The organism is Cyclonatronum proteinivorum (assembly GCF_003353065.1).
In the GTDB taxonomy this organism is placed as follows: domain Bacteria; phylum Bacteroidota; class Rhodothermia; order Balneolales; family Cyclonatronaceae; genus Cyclonatronum; species Cyclonatronum proteinivorum.
Genome location: NZ_CP027806.1, coordinates 2893003 through 2910122 on the forward strand (window position 1 = coordinate 2893003; position 17120 = coordinate 2910122).

The following is a 17120-nucleotide window of genomic DNA, read 5'->3' on the forward strand; positions in this document are numbered from 1 at the left end:
GCTGAAACGCCACGTAGCCATAATTCCCCTCTGCGAGAGGGATGCCCGGGTTGTAGGGGCGGACCTGTGTGTCCGCCCCTACAACCCGGACCCCGGACCCTCGCTCTCGAAACCCAAGTCGAAGCCGTCTACCAGCTTCCCAGGCATGAATATCGCGCCATCCCGAACGGCAGGAACCCAACGCGAATCAACCAACTGCGCTTCAACGATTACACGGGCAGGTGTGTTCTTTGGGCTCTAAATAACACTCCAACAAATCCAAGGAACAATGTCCGCTGCAACACCTTCGCCCGACCGCTATTATCAGGAAGTTGCCTCCTATTATGATGACGACGCACAGGATTTCGAACAGCGCTATGAGGTCAATCCTGTGCTGCAGCGCATTCGCGGGGCTTTTCGGGAAATCACGGAGCGGGAAGCCTTCACTCACGCCCTGGAAATCGGCTGCGGGCCCGGTTTTGATGTGGAGTACTTCGCGGCGACTTATCCTGAGCGAAAGGTTTCGGCCATTGATGTGTCGCCTGGCATGATTGAACTCGCGCAGCGCCGCTGCGATGGTGCCGGACTTACCAATGTCTCGTTGGGCGTGGGCTCGGTCGAGGACATCCCGCAGGTTTTTCCGGAACAGAAGTTCGACCTGATTTTCGTGTATTTCGGCGGACTCAACACCGTCTTCGACCTGCGCAAAGCGGCGGCCGATTTGCGGAAAGTCTGCACCCCGGATGCCCGTCTCGTGCTCACCTTCGTTAACCGCTACTACCTCACCGAAATCCCGCTTTGGCTGCTCATGCGCCGTTTTGACAAAGCCTTCGAGCGGGTCACCAACCGCTGGCGCGGCTATTCCGATCTGCGGAAAATCCCAAGCCGTCCCTACTCAGCCGGCGATATCCGGCGTGCCTTCGGTCCGGATTTCCGGATGGGCTACCGGCGTGGGTTCAGCCTGCTTTATCCCGCATGGTACCGCTCGCACCTGCTGCCCAAGCTCGGCAGCAAAGCCGAAACCCTTTGGAAAATCGACAGCGTCCTGGCCAAAACACCGCTCTGGAACACCGGTGAATACAGCTTATATGAGATGCGGGTGAAATCCTGAGTCTCAGAGCGACGCCCTGATGGCGGCTTCCGCGGTTGGAAACCGGTTCGGAAAATCCCCGATGAGCGGTTCGCGGCTGCGGACATCCATCGAAAAAGTCAGGGCTTCGTATACCGTCTGCCCGTATTTACGCCGAAGTTCGGATTCCGAAACCTTCGTGATACCGCAGCCCAGGACTTCCGCGCTTAGCCTCACAAATGCTTCGTGGGTAAGCGCCGGCACGGCACAGGTATTGAAAATCCGTCCGCGTACAGCCTCCCCGCCGAGGGCAACCGCGCTGATCTGCGCGGCACAATCCTGCACCTGAATCAGACTCATCAGATTCTGACCTTCGCCAAACTGCGTGAGCTTTCCGCCATTGCGCGCGGCCTGCACATAAAACTGCTGAAACCACGAACCCGGTCCGATCACCCAGGGCGGGCGCACGACCGAAACCGGCAGACGCCCGAGCGTCTCAAGAAACGGCAGCTCGGCTTTCACGTAATCCCGCTGGAATGCAATCGGATTGAGGGGTGCGCTTTCATCGGTCGGCAAGGTGCCGCGGTCGCCATACACCAGCGTGCCCGAAACATAGACGGTAAGCGGCAGGCGCTCAAGCGATTCGAGCCAGCGCAACAACCTCTTCGAAGCCCGCTTCCCCTGCCGCCCCGCCCACCAACGCGAAAGCCGCCTTCGTCCGGGGATCCGCGCCAGATGCACGATAGCGTCCGGCAGATCGGTCTCAAGCTGCCGCCAGTCAAAATCCCGGATATCTCCCCGGACAGAAACCGCGCCATCCGGCAGCGGCGTATTCCGAACCAGCCCGGTCACCCGGCACCCGCGCCCCAGCAAATCCGCCACGACCGCCCGCCCGATAAACCCGCCCCCACCGAGCACCAGCACGTGCGCCTTTTGTGCAGCGGAAGCTGCATTTATTTCAGGGGATGGAACCGGACCGGAATCAAGATTTTGGAGCATGGGGATATTTTTGAGATGGCGATAGGATTTGATGAATCAACAAACACAAAAAGCTTCCTAATTCGATTCATGCACCAAAGGTTCGGTAGCGTTTAAAATCGCCGCCTGCGCACTATCTCAGTATTTAGGGCTTGACAGTTGCTCAAGGGAGAAGGTTGAAAACTTTTACAAGAAGGTTTTCGATAAGTGATGTGTTAATAGTACTTTCCGCGCCTCATTAGCACACTTTTTTTGCACCTTAACGCTGAAACGCTACGAAGCCAAAAATCCCATCTGCGAAAAGGAATTAATAAGTGCCGTCTTATTAATATTTTAGAGCTCGTATCTACATTGTTGTTTTGGTATGGTAATCCTGAAACGCCACGGAGCCAAACTCCCCTCTGCGAGAGGGGTGCCCCCTGGAAAAACAAAATCAGCGGCAAGAGCCCGAAAAAAGCATCAAATGTTAAAAAGGCTCCGATTTTGAAGGGGCGGGGTGTGAACGCCCGGATGCCGGAGATCGAGCACCTTACGCCACGAAAATAATACCGGACACTTGTAGCGAGAGTAATAAATAATTCCAACAACCCGCCGCTCCAGCCCTGAAAGGGCGACATACCATAGCCCGGGGTGACAACCCCGGGATCACGACCCATCAATAATGGAGCCCTGAAGGGGCGGCATATCATCCGAAGTTGTTTTCGTTTACGATATTTCTAATCATGCTGACAGTAAGCGGTCATTGATTCGATCACCAAAGTCGCTACCCGCCCCGATTCTTCCCTTCATAATTTACCGGGTTGCACTGAACAGCACAGCCTTCGGTCAGCATTTCCACACCCCGTCCCGCCAGCATCCGGACGTTGAAATAGTTTAAAAGCAACAATATCATCATCAGCTCTTACACCATCTCATTGGGGTCACCCCTCTCAAGAGGGGAATTGACAAGTATCGTTTTATTAATATCATCAAACTCGTATCTGCATTGCTGTTTTGGCATGGTAATCCTGAAACGCCACGGAGCCAAACTCCCCTCTGCGAGAGGGGTGCCCCCGGGAAAGACATGATCAGCGGCATGGAACCGGAAAGTCACAAAAGTTAAAACGGCTCCGATTTTGACGGGGCGGGGTGTGACAGCCCGGATGTAAGAATTCGCCTCCTTACGCCACGGGAATAACATCACACACTTGTAAGGAGAGCAATAAATAATTCCAACAACCCGCCGCTCCAGCCCTGAAAGGGCGCTGGAGTTTGGCTAAGTTCTGATGCTAATCATGGCCGATAAAGCCGGGTTTAGCAGTTTTAGGTGGTTCTGCTTTCGGTACCTTTTGTTCATGAAGCCGTCAAAACTCACCCCTATGGCTTTGCTGTAGTATTCCGCCCTGAAGCGGTTACAAATGTCTCCTGTCGTCCACCTGCTGTTTTCTTTCTCGGGGTACCACTTGGCACGTTGCAGCATTTGGACCGGTGGATCATTCTGCCTGCTGCAGTGTTCAGCGGCAAGCAGTAACAGACTGTACACCGCTGTAACAAACTTAGGTACACCTTCGGCGGAGTGCTGGTTGCGCACCTGTGCCTGCCCGCAGCCCATCAGGGTTTTCTGCTCTCGAAAGTTGACTTCAATCTCCCAGCGCCAAACATAAGCCTGAAGCAGGGTTTGCAGCGGTAACTTCAGGTCATTGGTTATCAGAAAGGCGGGTTTACGCTACAACAGGTTCGCCCCTTTAGCCAAGCGGTACCCAAGAGGACTGATAATAATAAGCTTGAGTAGCTGGTGCCCGCCCGCAGGCTTCCACTTAACGTTTTCTACTACCTTTAATTTAAACTCGTGCTCCTTGCCTGCCGCGAAAGCTTTGACCTTCTGCCAGCTTACCTGATCACTGGTACGAATCTGGTCCGGAGTTAACTTAGGCTCCCCGTACAAGCGCCGCCGCCCTGTGTCAGGCTGGTCAGCAGGTGGATCATAGATTTTAGCGTCTTTGCGGACCCTGCCGATGAAGGTTGTATGCGCCGGCAAGTTTTGGATTACTTCGCGATTGGTATACCCCCCATCAAAACTTACAAGCAGGTGACGTGAGGCTGATCCCAACTCGTTGAGGCGCTGGCGCAATGAACCCACCAGCTTTGCGCCAACACAGCTTATCCTGCTTTTCTTTTTAGCTTCTTTGTAAGCGTCCTTTTGCAGCTGATCCGCATTACGGCCGGGTTTAACCGGCATGGGCGCATGGACAAAACTCACCGGTATACTCCGTGCCTGACAAAGCTGCGAAGAGGCCGGGCAGGCGATACTGGCCTGTACAAAGCGCTGTGCCCAGATAAAATTGGTGTGGAAAGCGGGTCCAAGCGGGTCTCGCTGCCATTTCGCACCATGTACTTTGCGTCCTGTTTTTTTCAGCAGGGTATCGTCGATATGGGCAATGACCGGAGCGTTGTCAGGCGCCAGGCTGACATCCAGCAGGTCCTGCGGGTCAAAGCGCTGCTTGCTGAACATCCGGTAAGCGGCCGTCCAGTCACAGAACTGGTTGCCGCTACCGCTCAGCATGCCTGTGAGCGTGCGCTTACCGCCACAATTAACCAGACCGTAGGCAAGATCGTGTACCAGTCTTTGCATTTTGGGCGTCAGTTTACTGTGAGTGGATTCGTGGAGCAGGCTGTCAAACTGGCTTGTCAGCGCGTTTGAGGCAGTTTTTTTTTAAGGCTGCTGACGAGTTTGGCGTCGCGCTTAAGAACCATATGCTGCTGGTCATCGATGATCCATTCGATGGTTTCGCCTTTTTGGAATTCCATAGCTTCAGCCACGGCGGCAGGCATATTGACATACCACTGCTGGCTGGCTTTGCGGTCGATGCGTTGAATTTTGGTAGGATAGCCCATATGCGGTAGGATTTAAGAATAATCTAGTGATATAACTAGACAATAATATCCTAAAAAATCCGGTCATATGCATCATAGACCGGGATTTTTTTACGAAAAACTCAAAAATACAAGCAAAAGCCAAACTCCAGGGCGCGGCTTGCCGCGCTGTATTACGCGACGCGGAGCCTGTCATCCTGAGCGAAGCGCAGCGGAGTCGAAGGATCTCGTTATACGAGGCAAAGAAGCAAGAAACCTCCCCTATGTCTGAATCACGCCGGTTTTGAAGTCGGGGATGTCGGGGTTGTGGTTGGCCGCTTCCAGTGCTTTTGATATGCGGCTGCGGGTTTCTTCGGGATGGATGATTTCATCCACCCAAAGACGGGCGGCGGCATAGGTCACGGTCGTTTGTGATTCGTAGCTTGCGGTTATTTTTTGCAGGAAAGCCGCTTTTTCTTCCTCACTCAGCACCTGTCCTTTGCGCTCCATGGCGGAGACTTCGATCTGCATAAGGGTTTTGGCAGCCTGCGCGCCGCCCATTACCGCGATCTTGGCGGAAGGCCACGCATAGATGAAGCGCGGGTCGTAGGCTTTACCGCACATGGCGTAGTTACCAGCCCCGTAGCTGTTGCCGATTACTACGGTGAACTTCGGCACCGTTGAGTTGCTGACCGCATTCACCATTTTGGCGCCGTCTTTGATGATACCGCCGTGCTCGCTCCGTTTGCCGACCATAAATCCGGTGACATCATGCAAAAATAAAAGCGGGATTTTTTTCTGATTGCAATTCATAATGAAGCGCGCGGCTTTGTCGGCACTGTCGGAGTAAATCACCCCGCCAATCTGCATTTCCCCGGTCTTGGATTTGACAACCTTGCGCTGATTGGCCACAATGCCGATACTCCAGCCATCAATGCGGGCGTAGCCGGTGAGCAAGGTTTGTCCGTAGCCTTTTTTGAATTCCGTAAAAGAACCCGCGTCGATAATGCACTCCAATACAGACATCATATCGTAGGGACGGGTGCGGTCAAAGGGCAGGCGGTTCAGAATTTCGGAAGCCTCGGCCGCAGGGGCCTGCGCTTCTGTCCGGTTGAAGCCCGCCGTTTTGAAGGGACCCAGCTTACCCACCAAATCACGTATGGTTTGCAGACAGGTAGCGTCATCGGGCATTTTGTAGTCGGTCACACCGCTGATTTCGGTATGCGTCGTTGCCCCGCCAAGGGTTTCGTTGTCCACGTTTTCCCCAATTGCGGCTTTCACAAGGTAACTGCCGGCAAGAAATACGCTGCCGGTTCCCTCCACAATCATCGCCTCGTCGCTCATGATGGGCAGGTAGGCCCCACCCGCAACACAGGATCCCATGATGGCAGCAATCTGCGGAATGCCCATCGCACTGATTTTCGCATTGTTCCGGAAAATGCGGCCAAAGTGTTCTTTATCGGGAAAAATTTCATCCTGCATTGGCAGGTAGACGCCCGCGGAATCTACGAGATAGATCAGGGGCAGATGATTTTCCATCGCAATTTCCTGCGCACGTAGATTCTTTTTACAGGTGATCGGAAACCAGGCACCGGCTTTAACGGTCGAGTCGTTGGCAACAATCATGCACAGTCTTCCGGAAACCGTACCAAGACCGGTAATGACACCTGCAGCCGGACATCCGCCCACCTCATCATACATCTGATAACCGGCCCACAGTCCGATTTCCTGAAATTCGGTGCCGTCATCAATCAGCGCAGCAACCCGCTCCCGTGCGGTCATTTTGCCTTTCGTGTGCTCCTTTTCAATGCGTTTCGGGCCGCCGCCCTGTCTGATTTTTGCTTCGGTTTCGCGCAGCGCTGCAATCTGCGCCTCATGCTGAGATAGATGGTTGCTCATAAACAGTCGGTCAAATAAATGAATAAAATAGATTCGAATCGGAATAGCTGCGGGAAAATAAGACTTTTTCGCAGAGTGTAAGACGCTTTGACTTTTTTTAAGGTTATGCTTGTCTTGGGTCCACATTGGCAGGGTTCTTATACCTCCAGCAATCAAATGATTCTGGGGCGTCCAGGGTTTTAGCCGGTGAACTTTTATGAACCAAACCAGTTAACCCGCATTATTCACAATTAAACAGAATTGATTTGCTAAGATTAATTTTTGATTTGTCTTAGCGAAAACACTTTCAGCCCAAATTAGGGTGTGGTTTAAAGACAGCGAAATTTCCCCGCTGGCGGCGTTGAAGCTGAAAACTCATGCTCAGGGTACTTAGGTACCCTTCCGCTGAGTTTTCAGGCTTCGCCTTGCCAGCAAGAAAATTTCTTGGTGAATAACGCGGGTTGCAATAGCTGGTATGTAAAACCGTTTTGCGCTCGCTTTCGACAGGTGTTTTGGGTAGAAATGAATTCCGCAAAGCACCGGATTGAGCCGTATTTTATCATCGCGCTTTTTTTGCAACCTCATCCATCAGCATGAATTTAATTCAACGTCCCTTTCAGTCTGTTCACAGCCTCCCTCTAAAGCATGTGTCAGGCCTTTTCATCCTCACCCTTGTATGCGTGCTTACCGCCGCCGAAGCCTTCGCACAGCGCAACGTGAGCTACCGTGAACTCGCCGCCCAAAACAGGGCGCCGGGTCTTTATATCGATCACAATGTCATTAAGGCGGAAGCGGGTGAGCCCAACGTTTGGCTGCATTACCGCTTTGGTCATGATGTGCTGCGGTTCAGACAGATTGCAGGAACTACGGGCAACGTCAGCACTGAGCGCTTTGAAGCAACTGCCGAACTGAGTGTGCAGATTTTTGAAGCTTCTGAGCCCGGCCAAAACGGGGAAGCCCGACGGGGAAGCGCAATCAAAACCCTAACCTGGCGCGGGCAGACGCGGGCCGCTGATTTCGATGAAACCAGCCGCCGGGATTTATTTCTGAATGCCAACCTAAGCGCGGCCTTGCCACCGGGCCGCTATGCTTATTCGACCTCCCTCACCCTTGACGGGCGTCCCCTGCAGCTCCGGCAAAGCACGCGCTTCTTCACGGTACCGGATTTCGAATCTTCCGACGCCCCGCCCCTTTACTTTGTGAACCCAGCGGATTTGGGCTCAGATCAGTTTGAAATCATCAACTTTGGACGCGCCGTCTTATACGCGCAGGATTTTGACGCCTTGCTTGTCGTACCCGGTACCGACAGCACCTATCGGGTGATCGTGAATCAGGTTGAGCCCGGTGGCCGCGACACCACAACCGTTCGCAGGGTACATGAATCAGATGTCGCAGCGGATCAGATTCGCAGTATTCAGAGCATGCGGATTTCCGAATCGGCACAAGCCCTCCCCCTGCTCGGCCTGACAGAAGCCGAAGCCGACGCAGACGGTGCCTTCCACCTCCTGCAGCTGAACATCCCAAACCGCAAATTCCAAAATGCGTCTTTTGTGATTCAGGTTAAAAAAGGAGATGAGCTGCTGACAGAGCGTTTTTTCCGCAACCTCTGGCTGGACATTCCCACGAGTCTGCTGAACATTGATGTAGCCATCCGAAAAATGGAAATCATCCTTGACCGCGACACGCACCGCGAACTTCGGCGCGGCAATGAACAACAGCGAATCAAAAATTTTCGCGCGTTCTGGGAAGCGCGGGACCCCGAACCTGAGACCGATTACAACCCCGTGATGGTTGAATTCTTCCGGCGCGTTGACATGGCATTCGACCGCTTCACAACCCCCAATCAGCCGGGCTATGACAGCGATCAGGGGCGTACGCTGATCCGCTTTGGCGAACCGGAGCGCATTACGCGCCGCCTTCCGACCGGCAGCGCAGCCATCGAAGTATGGCAGTACAGCGACCGCGAGTTTGTTTTTGAAGCCACAAGCGGCTTTGGCGAATACCGCCTGCTGCGTACCAACCGGCTGTGAACCAACTTAATTTTATGACGAAAGATCCCATTGCAGGCTGCATGAAAAATATTTTTTATGCAGCCTGCCTTTTTTATATTTGGTGAGATTTTTATAAGATTGTTACTACACACCGCCCATCACACCCGGTTTTGCATTTTCCTGTATCTGATTAATTATGACGCAGGACTTCCATATATGGCACTCAAACTGCACGGTTCAACACCATAATGTTTTTTCAGGTTTATCCCGCTCAGCATGGGGTTTCTTTTAATTATGCTGAATCCGCCTCTTCTTCAGCCCAGGACATGCCGTACATCCTGATGTGCCGCCTGCAGCCCCATAATCTCTGCCCGAAGCGATGGAAGTGAACCGCCCAATCTGCATAACGCCGGGTGATTTCAATGGCATTGGTCCGGAGACCATTTTGAAAGCGCTCGAAAACAAATCCCTGCGCGATCGTGCCCCCTTTTTACTGCTCGGTCCGGCGAAAGCCTGGGAGTACTGGCGCCATTTAACAGTTCCACCTGCCTCCTTTTCTCCGGAAGTCGTCGCCTCAGCGGAACAGGCTGTTGAAAAAGGCAAGGTTTATGTTTACGAACCTGAATCAGACCGGGGCAGCTTTATTCCGCAGCCGGGTCAGCTTACCGCGGAATCCGGTGCATGGAGCATGGCCTGTATTGCCGCGGCGACGGAACTTTGCCTTTCCGGAAGGGCCGCAGCCATGGTTACAGCGCCCATCAGCAAAGAAGCGGTCAATCTTGCCGGTCATCACATTCCGGGCCATACGGAATATCTCGCAGAAAGGGACGGCGGGGCCGAAGTTGCCATGATGCTCGTATCCGGCGGCCTGCGGGTTGTGCCGCTTACCACGCATATTCCCATTGCCGCAGTGAGCCGGAATATCACGCAGGAAGGCATACGGCAGAAGGCGGAGATCATCCTGAAAAGCCTTCAGTCGGATTTCAGCATTGAAGCGCCGCGCCTCGCCATACTTGGCCTGAATCCCCATGCCGGCGATGGGGGCGTGATAGGCCGGGAAGAAATCGAAACCATCGCACCGGCTATAGAAGCGCTGCAACAGGCGGGCTTTGGCTGTGAAGGCCCTTTTCCCGCAGACGGTTTTTTTGCCAACCGTGCGTATGAATCTTTTGACGCGGTCCTCGCCATGTATCACGATCAGGGGCTTGTCGCTTTCAAAACCATTGCGTTTAACGCGGGCGTCAATTTTACGGCCGGACTTTCCTTTATCCGCACCTCCCCTGATCACGGCACAGCCTTTGGAATTGCCGGAAAAAACCTGGCCAATGCAGGCTCGGCCGCAGAAGCCATCACCCTCGCCCTTCGGCTTGCTGAGTTGCGCACTTCCACATAGTCTGCCGCCCCTGATCCAAACACTTCAATTTCCTGCCATCCGGCGAACACCTTCTTCATCATTACCTCCTACCCTCTCAACAATCACCATCCTCCCTCCCATGAGTCAGAAAAATGCCCGTATCTACAGCTCCCTTGCGCCGGTCTATAACGACCTGATGAAAGATGTAGATTATGAAGACTGGGCCGATTATGTTGACGCCATCATTCAGGAACTAAGGCCGGAAGCCGTGAGCCTGCTCGAGCTTGCCTGCGGTACCGGCAAAGTTGCCATGTATCTGGAAGAGCTTGAATGCTACGAAATTACGGCTACCGATATGAGTGCAGAAATGCTTGAAATCGGTGAACGAAGGGCACTTTTCCGCAACATGAAGATCGACTGGAAACAGGTTGATTTTTATGACATTCAGCTGGATAAAAAGTTTGATGTGGTTTACGCTCTGTTTGACAGCATTAACTATATCATGAATGATGATGATTTTCTGAAAATGCTGCAAAACGTTTCGCGCGTAATGCATGAAGACTCGATCTTTATCTTTGACTTCACAACCCCAAGGCATTCTGAGTACGTCAATGATAAGCTCAATTCAGAAGGCGTTAGTCCGGACGGGATCCGCTTTGAGCGTGTCAGCTATTACGTGCCGAGCCGGAAAATGCACATCAGTGAGTTTGAAATTGAAGTGCTGGACGACGACAAAATTACCGCGCTGCGCCGCGACCGGGAAGTGCACCGGCAGCGCATTTACGAGCTGGATGAAGTCACAAATCTCGTAAATCAATCCGATTTCAACGTGCTTGCAGCCTACGACGACTTTGTCCTTGAGCCTGCTCATGCCAAAACCGAACGCGTAACCATGGTGCTCACATGCCGGAAGAATCCGTAATTGAATTCAGCAATGTCACGCTGGGCTTCAATGGCAAAGATATTATCAAAGATCTTGATTTCAGCCTCGGCAACGGCGAATTCTGCTACCTGATTGGCGCAACCGGATCCGGCAAAAGCTCCCTGCTGCGGCTCATTTACCGCGATCACATGCCGGATTACGGGGATGTGTTTGCTGCGGGCGAGCACGTGACCCGTCTCAAGGAAAAAGACATCCCCTTCCTTCGGCGAAAACTCGGCATAGTCTTTCAGGATTTTCAGCTTCTGCCCGACCGCAACGTGTACGACAACGTTGCCTTTGCGCTCGAAGTAACCGGGCACAAGCGCAGCTTCATCAAACAGCGCGCCCTCGAGTGCCTCGCTATGGTCGGCCTTTCCCATAAGCACAGTAATATGCCGGGCGACCTCTCCGGCGGGGAACAACAGCGGGTTGTGATTGCCCGCGCGCTGGCCAACGAGCCGCGTATTATGCTGGCCGACGAGCCTACCGGAAACCTTGATCCGGAAGCTTCACAAAGTATCATGGAACTGCTCATGCAAATCAACAATCGTGGCATGGCCATCCTCATGGTAACCCACAACTATGATATCGTCCGGCAGTTTCCGGCACGGACCGTAAAACTCGAACATAAAAACCTGACCGAACTGCCTCCCGGAAAAGTCTAAGCCGCAAACGCTTCCTTTTTTAGTCCGCTACATAACTTTTGGGTATATTAAAATCTGACTATTCTACCTTCGACAGCTATCCGGAACTACAGTCCATTCGTACCCTTGCATGCTCCGCGAAAAATTACATTTCATCCTGCTTTTTGTATGCTTCACTGCACTGATATGCGCGCTCACGGGGCTCAGTCACAGCTTACAGGCGCACAGCCATCCGAAGGCTTCCTTAAACCCCAATGCATTAGCGGATGAACCCAACCGGCTTGAGCGTATTTCAGTAACACCGAGAAGTGACGGGCTGGGCTACGTAATCCGCTTTCACTTCGCTGAGCGTCCGCAGTCGTTTCAGGTTTTTCAGCCGGAACAATCCCTGATTCAGTTTGCTGTGTACAGCGATGGTCCGATTGAATTCGGAGAAAATCTCGAAATCCCCGAGTCCTTTGGCACATTCCGCAAGTCACCAACCGACTTCGGTTACGGATTTGACTTCAGCCTTCATTCGGATACCCCCTATCTCGCGCAAAGCTACATAGATCAGAACCGCCGTCACGTCCTGATTGGTCTCACAGAAATTTCATCCCGGGAAATTGCACAGCTCACGGACGGGCTTGATGTCATCCGGTGGAGCGCTGCACCCAACGGAGAAAACGGGAACGCGAACGAAACGGATGCTCCGTCAGCCTCCTCCCCAAACGCTGCTCAGCACTCCGGGCAGTCTGCCGAAGCCTCCGCCGCTCCCAATACATCCGAAGAAGGACCGGTATTCCCCCCTCTGCCGGAGCTTCCCGCCCCTGCCGAACGCGTCAATAACGGCAGTGAACTCGTCAATTGGATGGTGTTCGATACCGTCGTACTCGACGCAGGTCATGGCGGACGCGACCCCGGGGCCATAGGCGCTTCGGGCACCTTCGAAAAGACCATCGCCCTTGCCGTCGCGCTCAAAGTAGGCGAATACCTCAATCAATACCTGCCCGAACTGAATGTAGTTTACACCCGCGATGACGACACCTTTGTAGGACTCGCAGAGCGCGGGCGTATCGCCAACCGCAACAACGGGCATTTGTTTGTCTCCATCCATACCAATTCTCACAGCGGCAGGCAGGCACATGGGGCCGAGTTCTACTTCCTCGGGCAGGGCCGAACGCAATCGGCGCTTGAAGTCATGCGCAGGGAAAATGCGGTAACCCGCTTCGAAGATCAGGAAGAGCGCCCGGAAGAGCTGACCGACTTCATGCTACTGACGCACATCATGCAGAACTCCGGCAACATACGGCAGAGCGAGACCTTCGCAGGCATGCTCGAAGAGCAATTTGCACAGCGCGCACAGCGGCGAACAAGGGGCGTAAAACAGGCCGGACTACAGGTCTTGTTTGAAGCCTCCATGCCCGGCGTGCTCGTTGAACTCGGCTTTATTTCCAACCCGCAGGAAGAACGCTTTATGAACAGCGAGTACGGTCAGGCCATTTTAGCCTCCGCCATCTTCAGGGCCATCCGCGACTATTCCGAAATGGTGCAGCGCCGGCAGCGGGCACAGAACGCTCAGGCAGAGTAAAGCTGCGCTATGCTGCGACACCTCCTTCATCATCCTTAACCCAAAACGTATTTGCTTGTATGAAACCCTTCGTAATTGGTGTAGCCGGCGGCAGCGGCTCGGGAAAAACGACGGTCGTTAGCCACATCATCGACGCCGTTGGCAGTGAAAACCTCGTACTCCTGCAGCACGACTCCTACTACCGCGACCTGAAGCACCTCAGCTTCGAACAGCGCGTCAGGCAAAACTTCGATCACCCAGCGGCGCTCGAAACCGAGCTTCTCATCCGGCACGTAAACGCCCTCCTCAGCGGCTACAGCATTAAGTGCCCGATCTACGATTTCAAAAACCACGTCCGCTCCGAAAACTACAGCACCTACACCCCCAAGCCGATCATCCTCGTTGACGGCATTCTGATTTTCTACGAACGCGAGCTGCGCGACCTGATGAACATCAAAATTTTTGTGGATACCGATGACGACCTGCGCCTCCTTCGCCGCCTCAAGCGCGACATCAACGACCGCGGCCGCAGTGTGGATAGCGTGCTCAATCAGTATGAAAAATTTGTGCGGCCCATGCACCTCGAGTTCGTGGAACCCTCCAAACGCTACGCCGACATCATCATCCCGCACGGCGGCCAAAACAAAGTTGCACTCGATATTCTGAATTCCTTCATTAGCGAGAAGGTATCGCATATTTCTGAAAAGGAAGCCGAAGTAAAAGAAAAATAGGCTGCCGGAATGGAATACAAAAAAAGCGTCGCCCGAAACCCTCTGGTCCGGACGACGCTTTTTTTATTAAGCCTGTTTCTTATTTGCCGTAATTAAAAAACGGGAAAACACTGGCAAATCCGCCTTCTCGTGCGATATTGATCACCCCAATTTGCACACCGCGCAGGTTTTGGGTGTAGTTCAGAATCCCGATGGTCAGGCCATATTGCGTGCCGTCGTTCCAGTTGACCGGTGCCAGTATCAGCCCGCGCTGCCAGCTATCATCCGGCAGGTAGCTGAAAAGGCCCGCGGCATGCAGGCCTGAAAGCCGCTTACCCAGCACGGCGGAAGAAAGCGAAGCCCCGCTCAGCTGTTCCGCGGCCACAAACCCGCCTGCAAGCGAGAGTCCGTGCACCTCACTTCCCGCAATTCCGAAACCGCTCAGCTGAAGCCCCGAAATCTGCCCTCCTGCCGTTACAAAACCGGCGAAATTCAGCCCCGTGAAGGACTCGCCCACCTGCGCAAAACCGGCAAGACTGAGCCCGCGAAAGGCGCCGCCGCTCACAACGATGGGTGCCGCCATAATCCCGCGTCCGCCTTCTCCGGCAATGGTTGTCAGCAAAGAAGCCGAAATCCCGCGCAACTCATCCCCGCTTATCGACGCAATAGCGGAGAGCTGAACCCCGCGCGTCCCGCCTCCGCTCACCGCCGCAAGGCCGCCGAACTGAATCCCGCGCATATCCTCGCCCACAATCGACGTAAGCCCGCCAAACTGAATCCCGCGGCTACTGCCGCCCACTACCGAAGCCAAACCACCGAAGCCAATGCCCCGCATGCTTTCACCCACTACGGAAGCAAAGCCACCGGCACTAAATCCCCGGTGATGGTCGCTCGTAACAGAAGCAAGTCCGCCCAGGCTGATCCCGGAAAAACTGCCGCCGGTAACCGTTGCAAGCCCCCCGAAAAAAGCACCGCCGGCATTTTCCGCGGTAACCACGCCAAGACCCGCGCCGCTCAGCCCGTAATGCTCCCGCGCAACCGTAGCCAGGCCGGACCCCGTTATGCCCCTGATTTCGCCCATGGCTGCCAGGGCAAACCAGCTGTATCCCACACCGTTCAGGTTTTCAAAACCCGTAGCCGGCAGGCCTATCGCAAGCCCGTTGATGGTGCCGGTATACTGATTTTCCTCCCGCGGCACCCAGATCGTTGCATTGATTCCGTTCACCCGCTGAAGGCGCGAGTCCCGAAAATTCAGCCGGATCCCGTTCACCCGCTCGGAATCCCCAATGGAAATGCCGGTTCCGCCAACCGTCAGATCGGCCGATTGGGCCTGTGAAGGCATGCTTCCCAGCAAAAGAAAAATCGCCACTAATGCGCTTACGTAAAGAAATTTCATATCATTAAATGTGTTGAGAGATTAGGAATACCACAAAATTGAATATTGGTTGTACGAACCCTTACCGCCCATAGTTTAAGAAAAATGCAGGCGAAAGGTTACAAATTTACTCCACAAAAATTATAGCACGCAGGTGCAGTCAGCGCTGAAGCTGCCCCCGCTTCGGGATGTCCGAAAAAACAAAACAACAGCTCCGGCCCCGCACATGCAGGCCCGCTTGCCAACCCTGCCTCCAGCAACCGGATTGGTACGGGCTTTCTTTTTTTGGGGAAAACTCAGAGAACATCAGGGGCGCCGTGATAGATTAAAAAATCCCAAATCGAAGATTAGGTAGTTGCTTTTGGGGTGCCCGAAATTATACAAACAAATCGCTATTTCCCTCCGGTTTTTCTGAACAGACCGCTTTGAACTTCACCCAAATGCGTAAGGATTGAAAGTCAGTACAAGCGGCACTCAGTATCCGGAGCGGTACAGGGTACCGAGACGTTTTTGCAGGTCTCTCATCTTTTTGAAGGCTTCTTTCAGAAAAGCCTGTGTTTCCGCCGGATAGTCTTCCGGAATGATGAAGTTATCGGCAGTGCGGTTGCGTTCGAGAATTCGGGCGATCTGATGTTCGAGCCGTACTTTCATGAGCGCACGGTAGTGCCGGATCAAAATACCCGCATCCGTTTTGCTCAGGTGTTCGGTACCGGCAATAAGCCTGAGCCGCCGTATGGTGTTGGTTTCGGAAATGCCGTTTTTAAGCGCAAAAATACGGGCGTAGTTCACCGCCGGCAGCATCGCTTTCTTCATATCAAGCCCTACGCCTGAAGGGTATTTGAAACCGCCGAAAAACCCCAGCGGAATGGCGTTGCCGATGGTGTTCTGCGCCAGATGGTAGAAAAAAAGTTCTGAGCGCTTTTGCAGCAAGTTATTGAGATGTGTCCTCAGCTCGTCGCCAATGCCGGCATCCCCGTAGGCATAGCGGAAATCAAAAAAGATGGTCGTGTGCATCACCGCCATGGGGTCGGGCGTGCTCACCCATTTGGTAAAGTAGGCTTTCCAGGCAGTGAGATTTCGGCACCATTTCGGATTGCGCGCCATGATGTCGCCCCGGCAATAGTCGAAGCCGTAGGCATCAAGCATGCGGTTAATCTTATCTCCCAGACGGATAAAGTAGGCCTGATGAGCTTCCTCATCACCCTTAAAAACAATGGCGTTGTCCTGATCGGTTTTGAGCGTTTGCTCATTACGACCCTCCGAGCCCATCACCATAAACATAAACGGACAGGGCGGCGGGTCCCCCATTTCCTGAATCGCCTGATGAATGGCAATATGGTGCAGGGTTTCAGCCATATCGCTGACGAGATTGAGAAGCAACAGGGCTGATGTGCCGCAGCTGAGCGCCTCTTTCAGCACATCCGCAAGCCGGTTTCGTGAGCTCGCCAGCATTTCCTCATCGCTGCGGTTTTCGATGAGATTCGTAAGGATGGGGGTCATGCCCAGTACATCGCTCACCCCCGCGCGCCAGTACTGATCGCGCGTACTGCAGTGCAGCACAATATGCGCACCCTTCGCCTGATCAAGCGCCGCAAGCATCTCGTCTATACCCGCGCTAAGGGGCAGCACAGGCTCTTCGTCTTTTCGAACCGCAGCTACCGTCTCAGAACACGCCGACGAGCGCCACTCCAGCGCCTGCAAAGCCCGCTGAAGACCGGTCTGAGTCCGGCTTGAGTGCTCCATCCAGGGCTGACGCACAAGGGCATCGCCACTGGGGGAAGGCGTCAAATAGGTTAGCGTCGGGTCTGACATATCCGTGATATTGGAAGAAGCGCTGAT

General features: G+C 53.7%; 14 protein-coding genes. 7 read left to right on the forward strand and 7 right to left on the reverse strand.

All coding sequences use genetic code 11. The annotated features are described in order from the left end of the window. Nucleotides 1-268 precede the first annotated feature (268 nt). A complete protein-coding gene (locus tag CYPRO_RS10940) occupies nucleotides 269-1090 on the forward strand; it encodes a class I SAM-dependent methyltransferase (RefSeq protein WP_114984649.1) in 822 nt (273 codons plus the stop codon). Between the two features lie 3 nt (nucleotides 1091-1093). Here the strand turns inward: CYPRO_RS10940 and CYPRO_RS10945 are convergent, their stop codons facing one another. The 5 genes from CYPRO_RS10945 to CYPRO_RS10970 all read right to left on the reverse strand — a co-directional run bounded on the left by CYPRO_RS10945 (nucleotide 1094) and on the right by CYPRO_RS10970 (nucleotide 6757). Continuing rightward, nucleotides 1094-2047, reverse strand: a complete 954-nt coding sequence (locus CYPRO_RS10945; protein ID WP_114984650.1) for an NAD-dependent epimerase/dehydratase family protein — start codon at nucleotides 2045-2047, stop codon at nucleotides 1094-1096. A 1234-nt stretch (nucleotides 2048-3281) separates the two neighbouring features. Continuing rightward, on the reverse strand, nucleotides 3282-3617 hold the full coding sequence (locus CYPRO_RS10955) for a hypothetical protein (protein WP_114983805.1): 336 nt from the start codon (nucleotides 3615-3617) through the stop codon (nucleotides 3282-3284). Between the two features lie 114 nt (nucleotides 3618-3731). Then, nucleotides 3732-4637, reverse strand: a complete 906-nt coding sequence (locus CYPRO_RS10960; RefSeq protein ID WP_114983804.1) for a transposase — start codon at nucleotides 4635-4637, stop codon at nucleotides 3732-3734. A gap of 56 nt (nucleotides 4638-4693) precedes the next feature. Further along, nucleotides 4694-4900: a hypothetical protein gene (locus CYPRO_RS10965; protein ID WP_114982764.1), complete on the reverse strand. Its 207-nt coding sequence runs from the start codon at nucleotides 4898-4900 to the stop codon at nucleotides 4694-4696. A 240-nt stretch (nucleotides 4901-5140) separates the two neighbouring features. After that, nucleotides 5141-6757, reverse strand: a complete 1617-nt coding sequence (locus CYPRO_RS10970) for an acyl-CoA carboxylase subunit beta (RefSeq protein WP_114985779.1) — start codon at nucleotides 6755-6757, stop codon at nucleotides 5141-5143. A gap of 572 nt (nucleotides 6758-7329) precedes the next feature. Between CYPRO_RS10970 and CYPRO_RS10975 the strand changes: the two genes are divergently transcribed. The 6 genes from CYPRO_RS10975 to udk all read left to right on the forward strand — a co-directional run bounded on the left by CYPRO_RS10975 (nucleotide 7330) and on the right by udk (nucleotide 13927). Next, a complete protein-coding gene (locus tag CYPRO_RS10975) occupies nucleotides 7330-8766 on the forward strand; it encodes a GWxTD domain-containing protein (RefSeq protein ID WP_114984652.1) in 1437 nt (478 codons plus the stop codon). A gap of 340 nt (nucleotides 8767-9106) precedes the next feature. Then, nucleotides 9107-10120 (forward strand): 4-hydroxythreonine-4-phosphate dehydrogenase PdxA, encoded by a 1014-nt coding sequence (pdxA, locus tag CYPRO_RS10980; RefSeq protein WP_114984653.1) that lies wholly within the window; start codon nucleotides 9107-9109, stop codon nucleotides 10118-10120. Nucleotides 10121-10220: 100 nt separating this feature from the next. Next, nucleotides 10221-11003, forward strand: a complete 783-nt coding sequence (locus CYPRO_RS10985; RefSeq protein WP_164682721.1) for a class I SAM-dependent DNA methyltransferase — start codon at nucleotides 10221-10223, stop codon at nucleotides 11001-11003. Further along, a complete protein-coding gene (gene ftsE, locus CYPRO_RS10990; RefSeq protein WP_114984655.1) occupies nucleotides 10985-11668 on the forward strand; it encodes a cell division ATP-binding protein FtsE in 684 nt (227 codons plus the stop codon). The genes CYPRO_RS10985 and ftsE overlap by 19 nt, the downstream gene beginning before the upstream one ends. A gap of 109 nt (nucleotides 11669-11777) precedes the next feature. Continuing rightward, nucleotides 11778-13217, forward strand: coding sequence for an N-acetylmuramoyl-L-alanine amidase family protein (locus tag CYPRO_RS10995; RefSeq protein WP_114984656.1), 1440 nt, complete (start codon nucleotides 11778-11780; stop codon nucleotides 13215-13217). A 59-nt stretch (nucleotides 13218-13276) separates the two neighbouring features. Further along, on the forward strand, nucleotides 13277-13927 hold the full coding sequence (gene udk / locus CYPRO_RS11000) for a uridine kinase (protein ID WP_114984657.1): 651 nt from the start codon (nucleotides 13277-13279) through the stop codon (nucleotides 13925-13927). A 79-nt stretch (nucleotides 13928-14006) separates the two neighbouring features. Here the strand turns inward: udk and CYPRO_RS11005 are convergent, their stop codons facing one another. Then, nucleotides 14007-15302, reverse strand: a complete 1296-nt coding sequence (locus tag CYPRO_RS11005; protein WP_114984658.1) for a hypothetical protein — start codon at nucleotides 15300-15302, stop codon at nucleotides 14007-14009. A gap of 453 nt (nucleotides 15303-15755) precedes the next feature. Next, nucleotides 15756-17093: a DUF294 nucleotidyltransferase-like domain-containing protein gene (locus CYPRO_RS11010; protein ID WP_114984659.1), complete on the reverse strand. Its 1338-nt coding sequence runs from the start codon at nucleotides 17091-17093 to the stop codon at nucleotides 15756-15758. Nucleotides 17094-17120 lie beyond the last annotated feature (27 nt).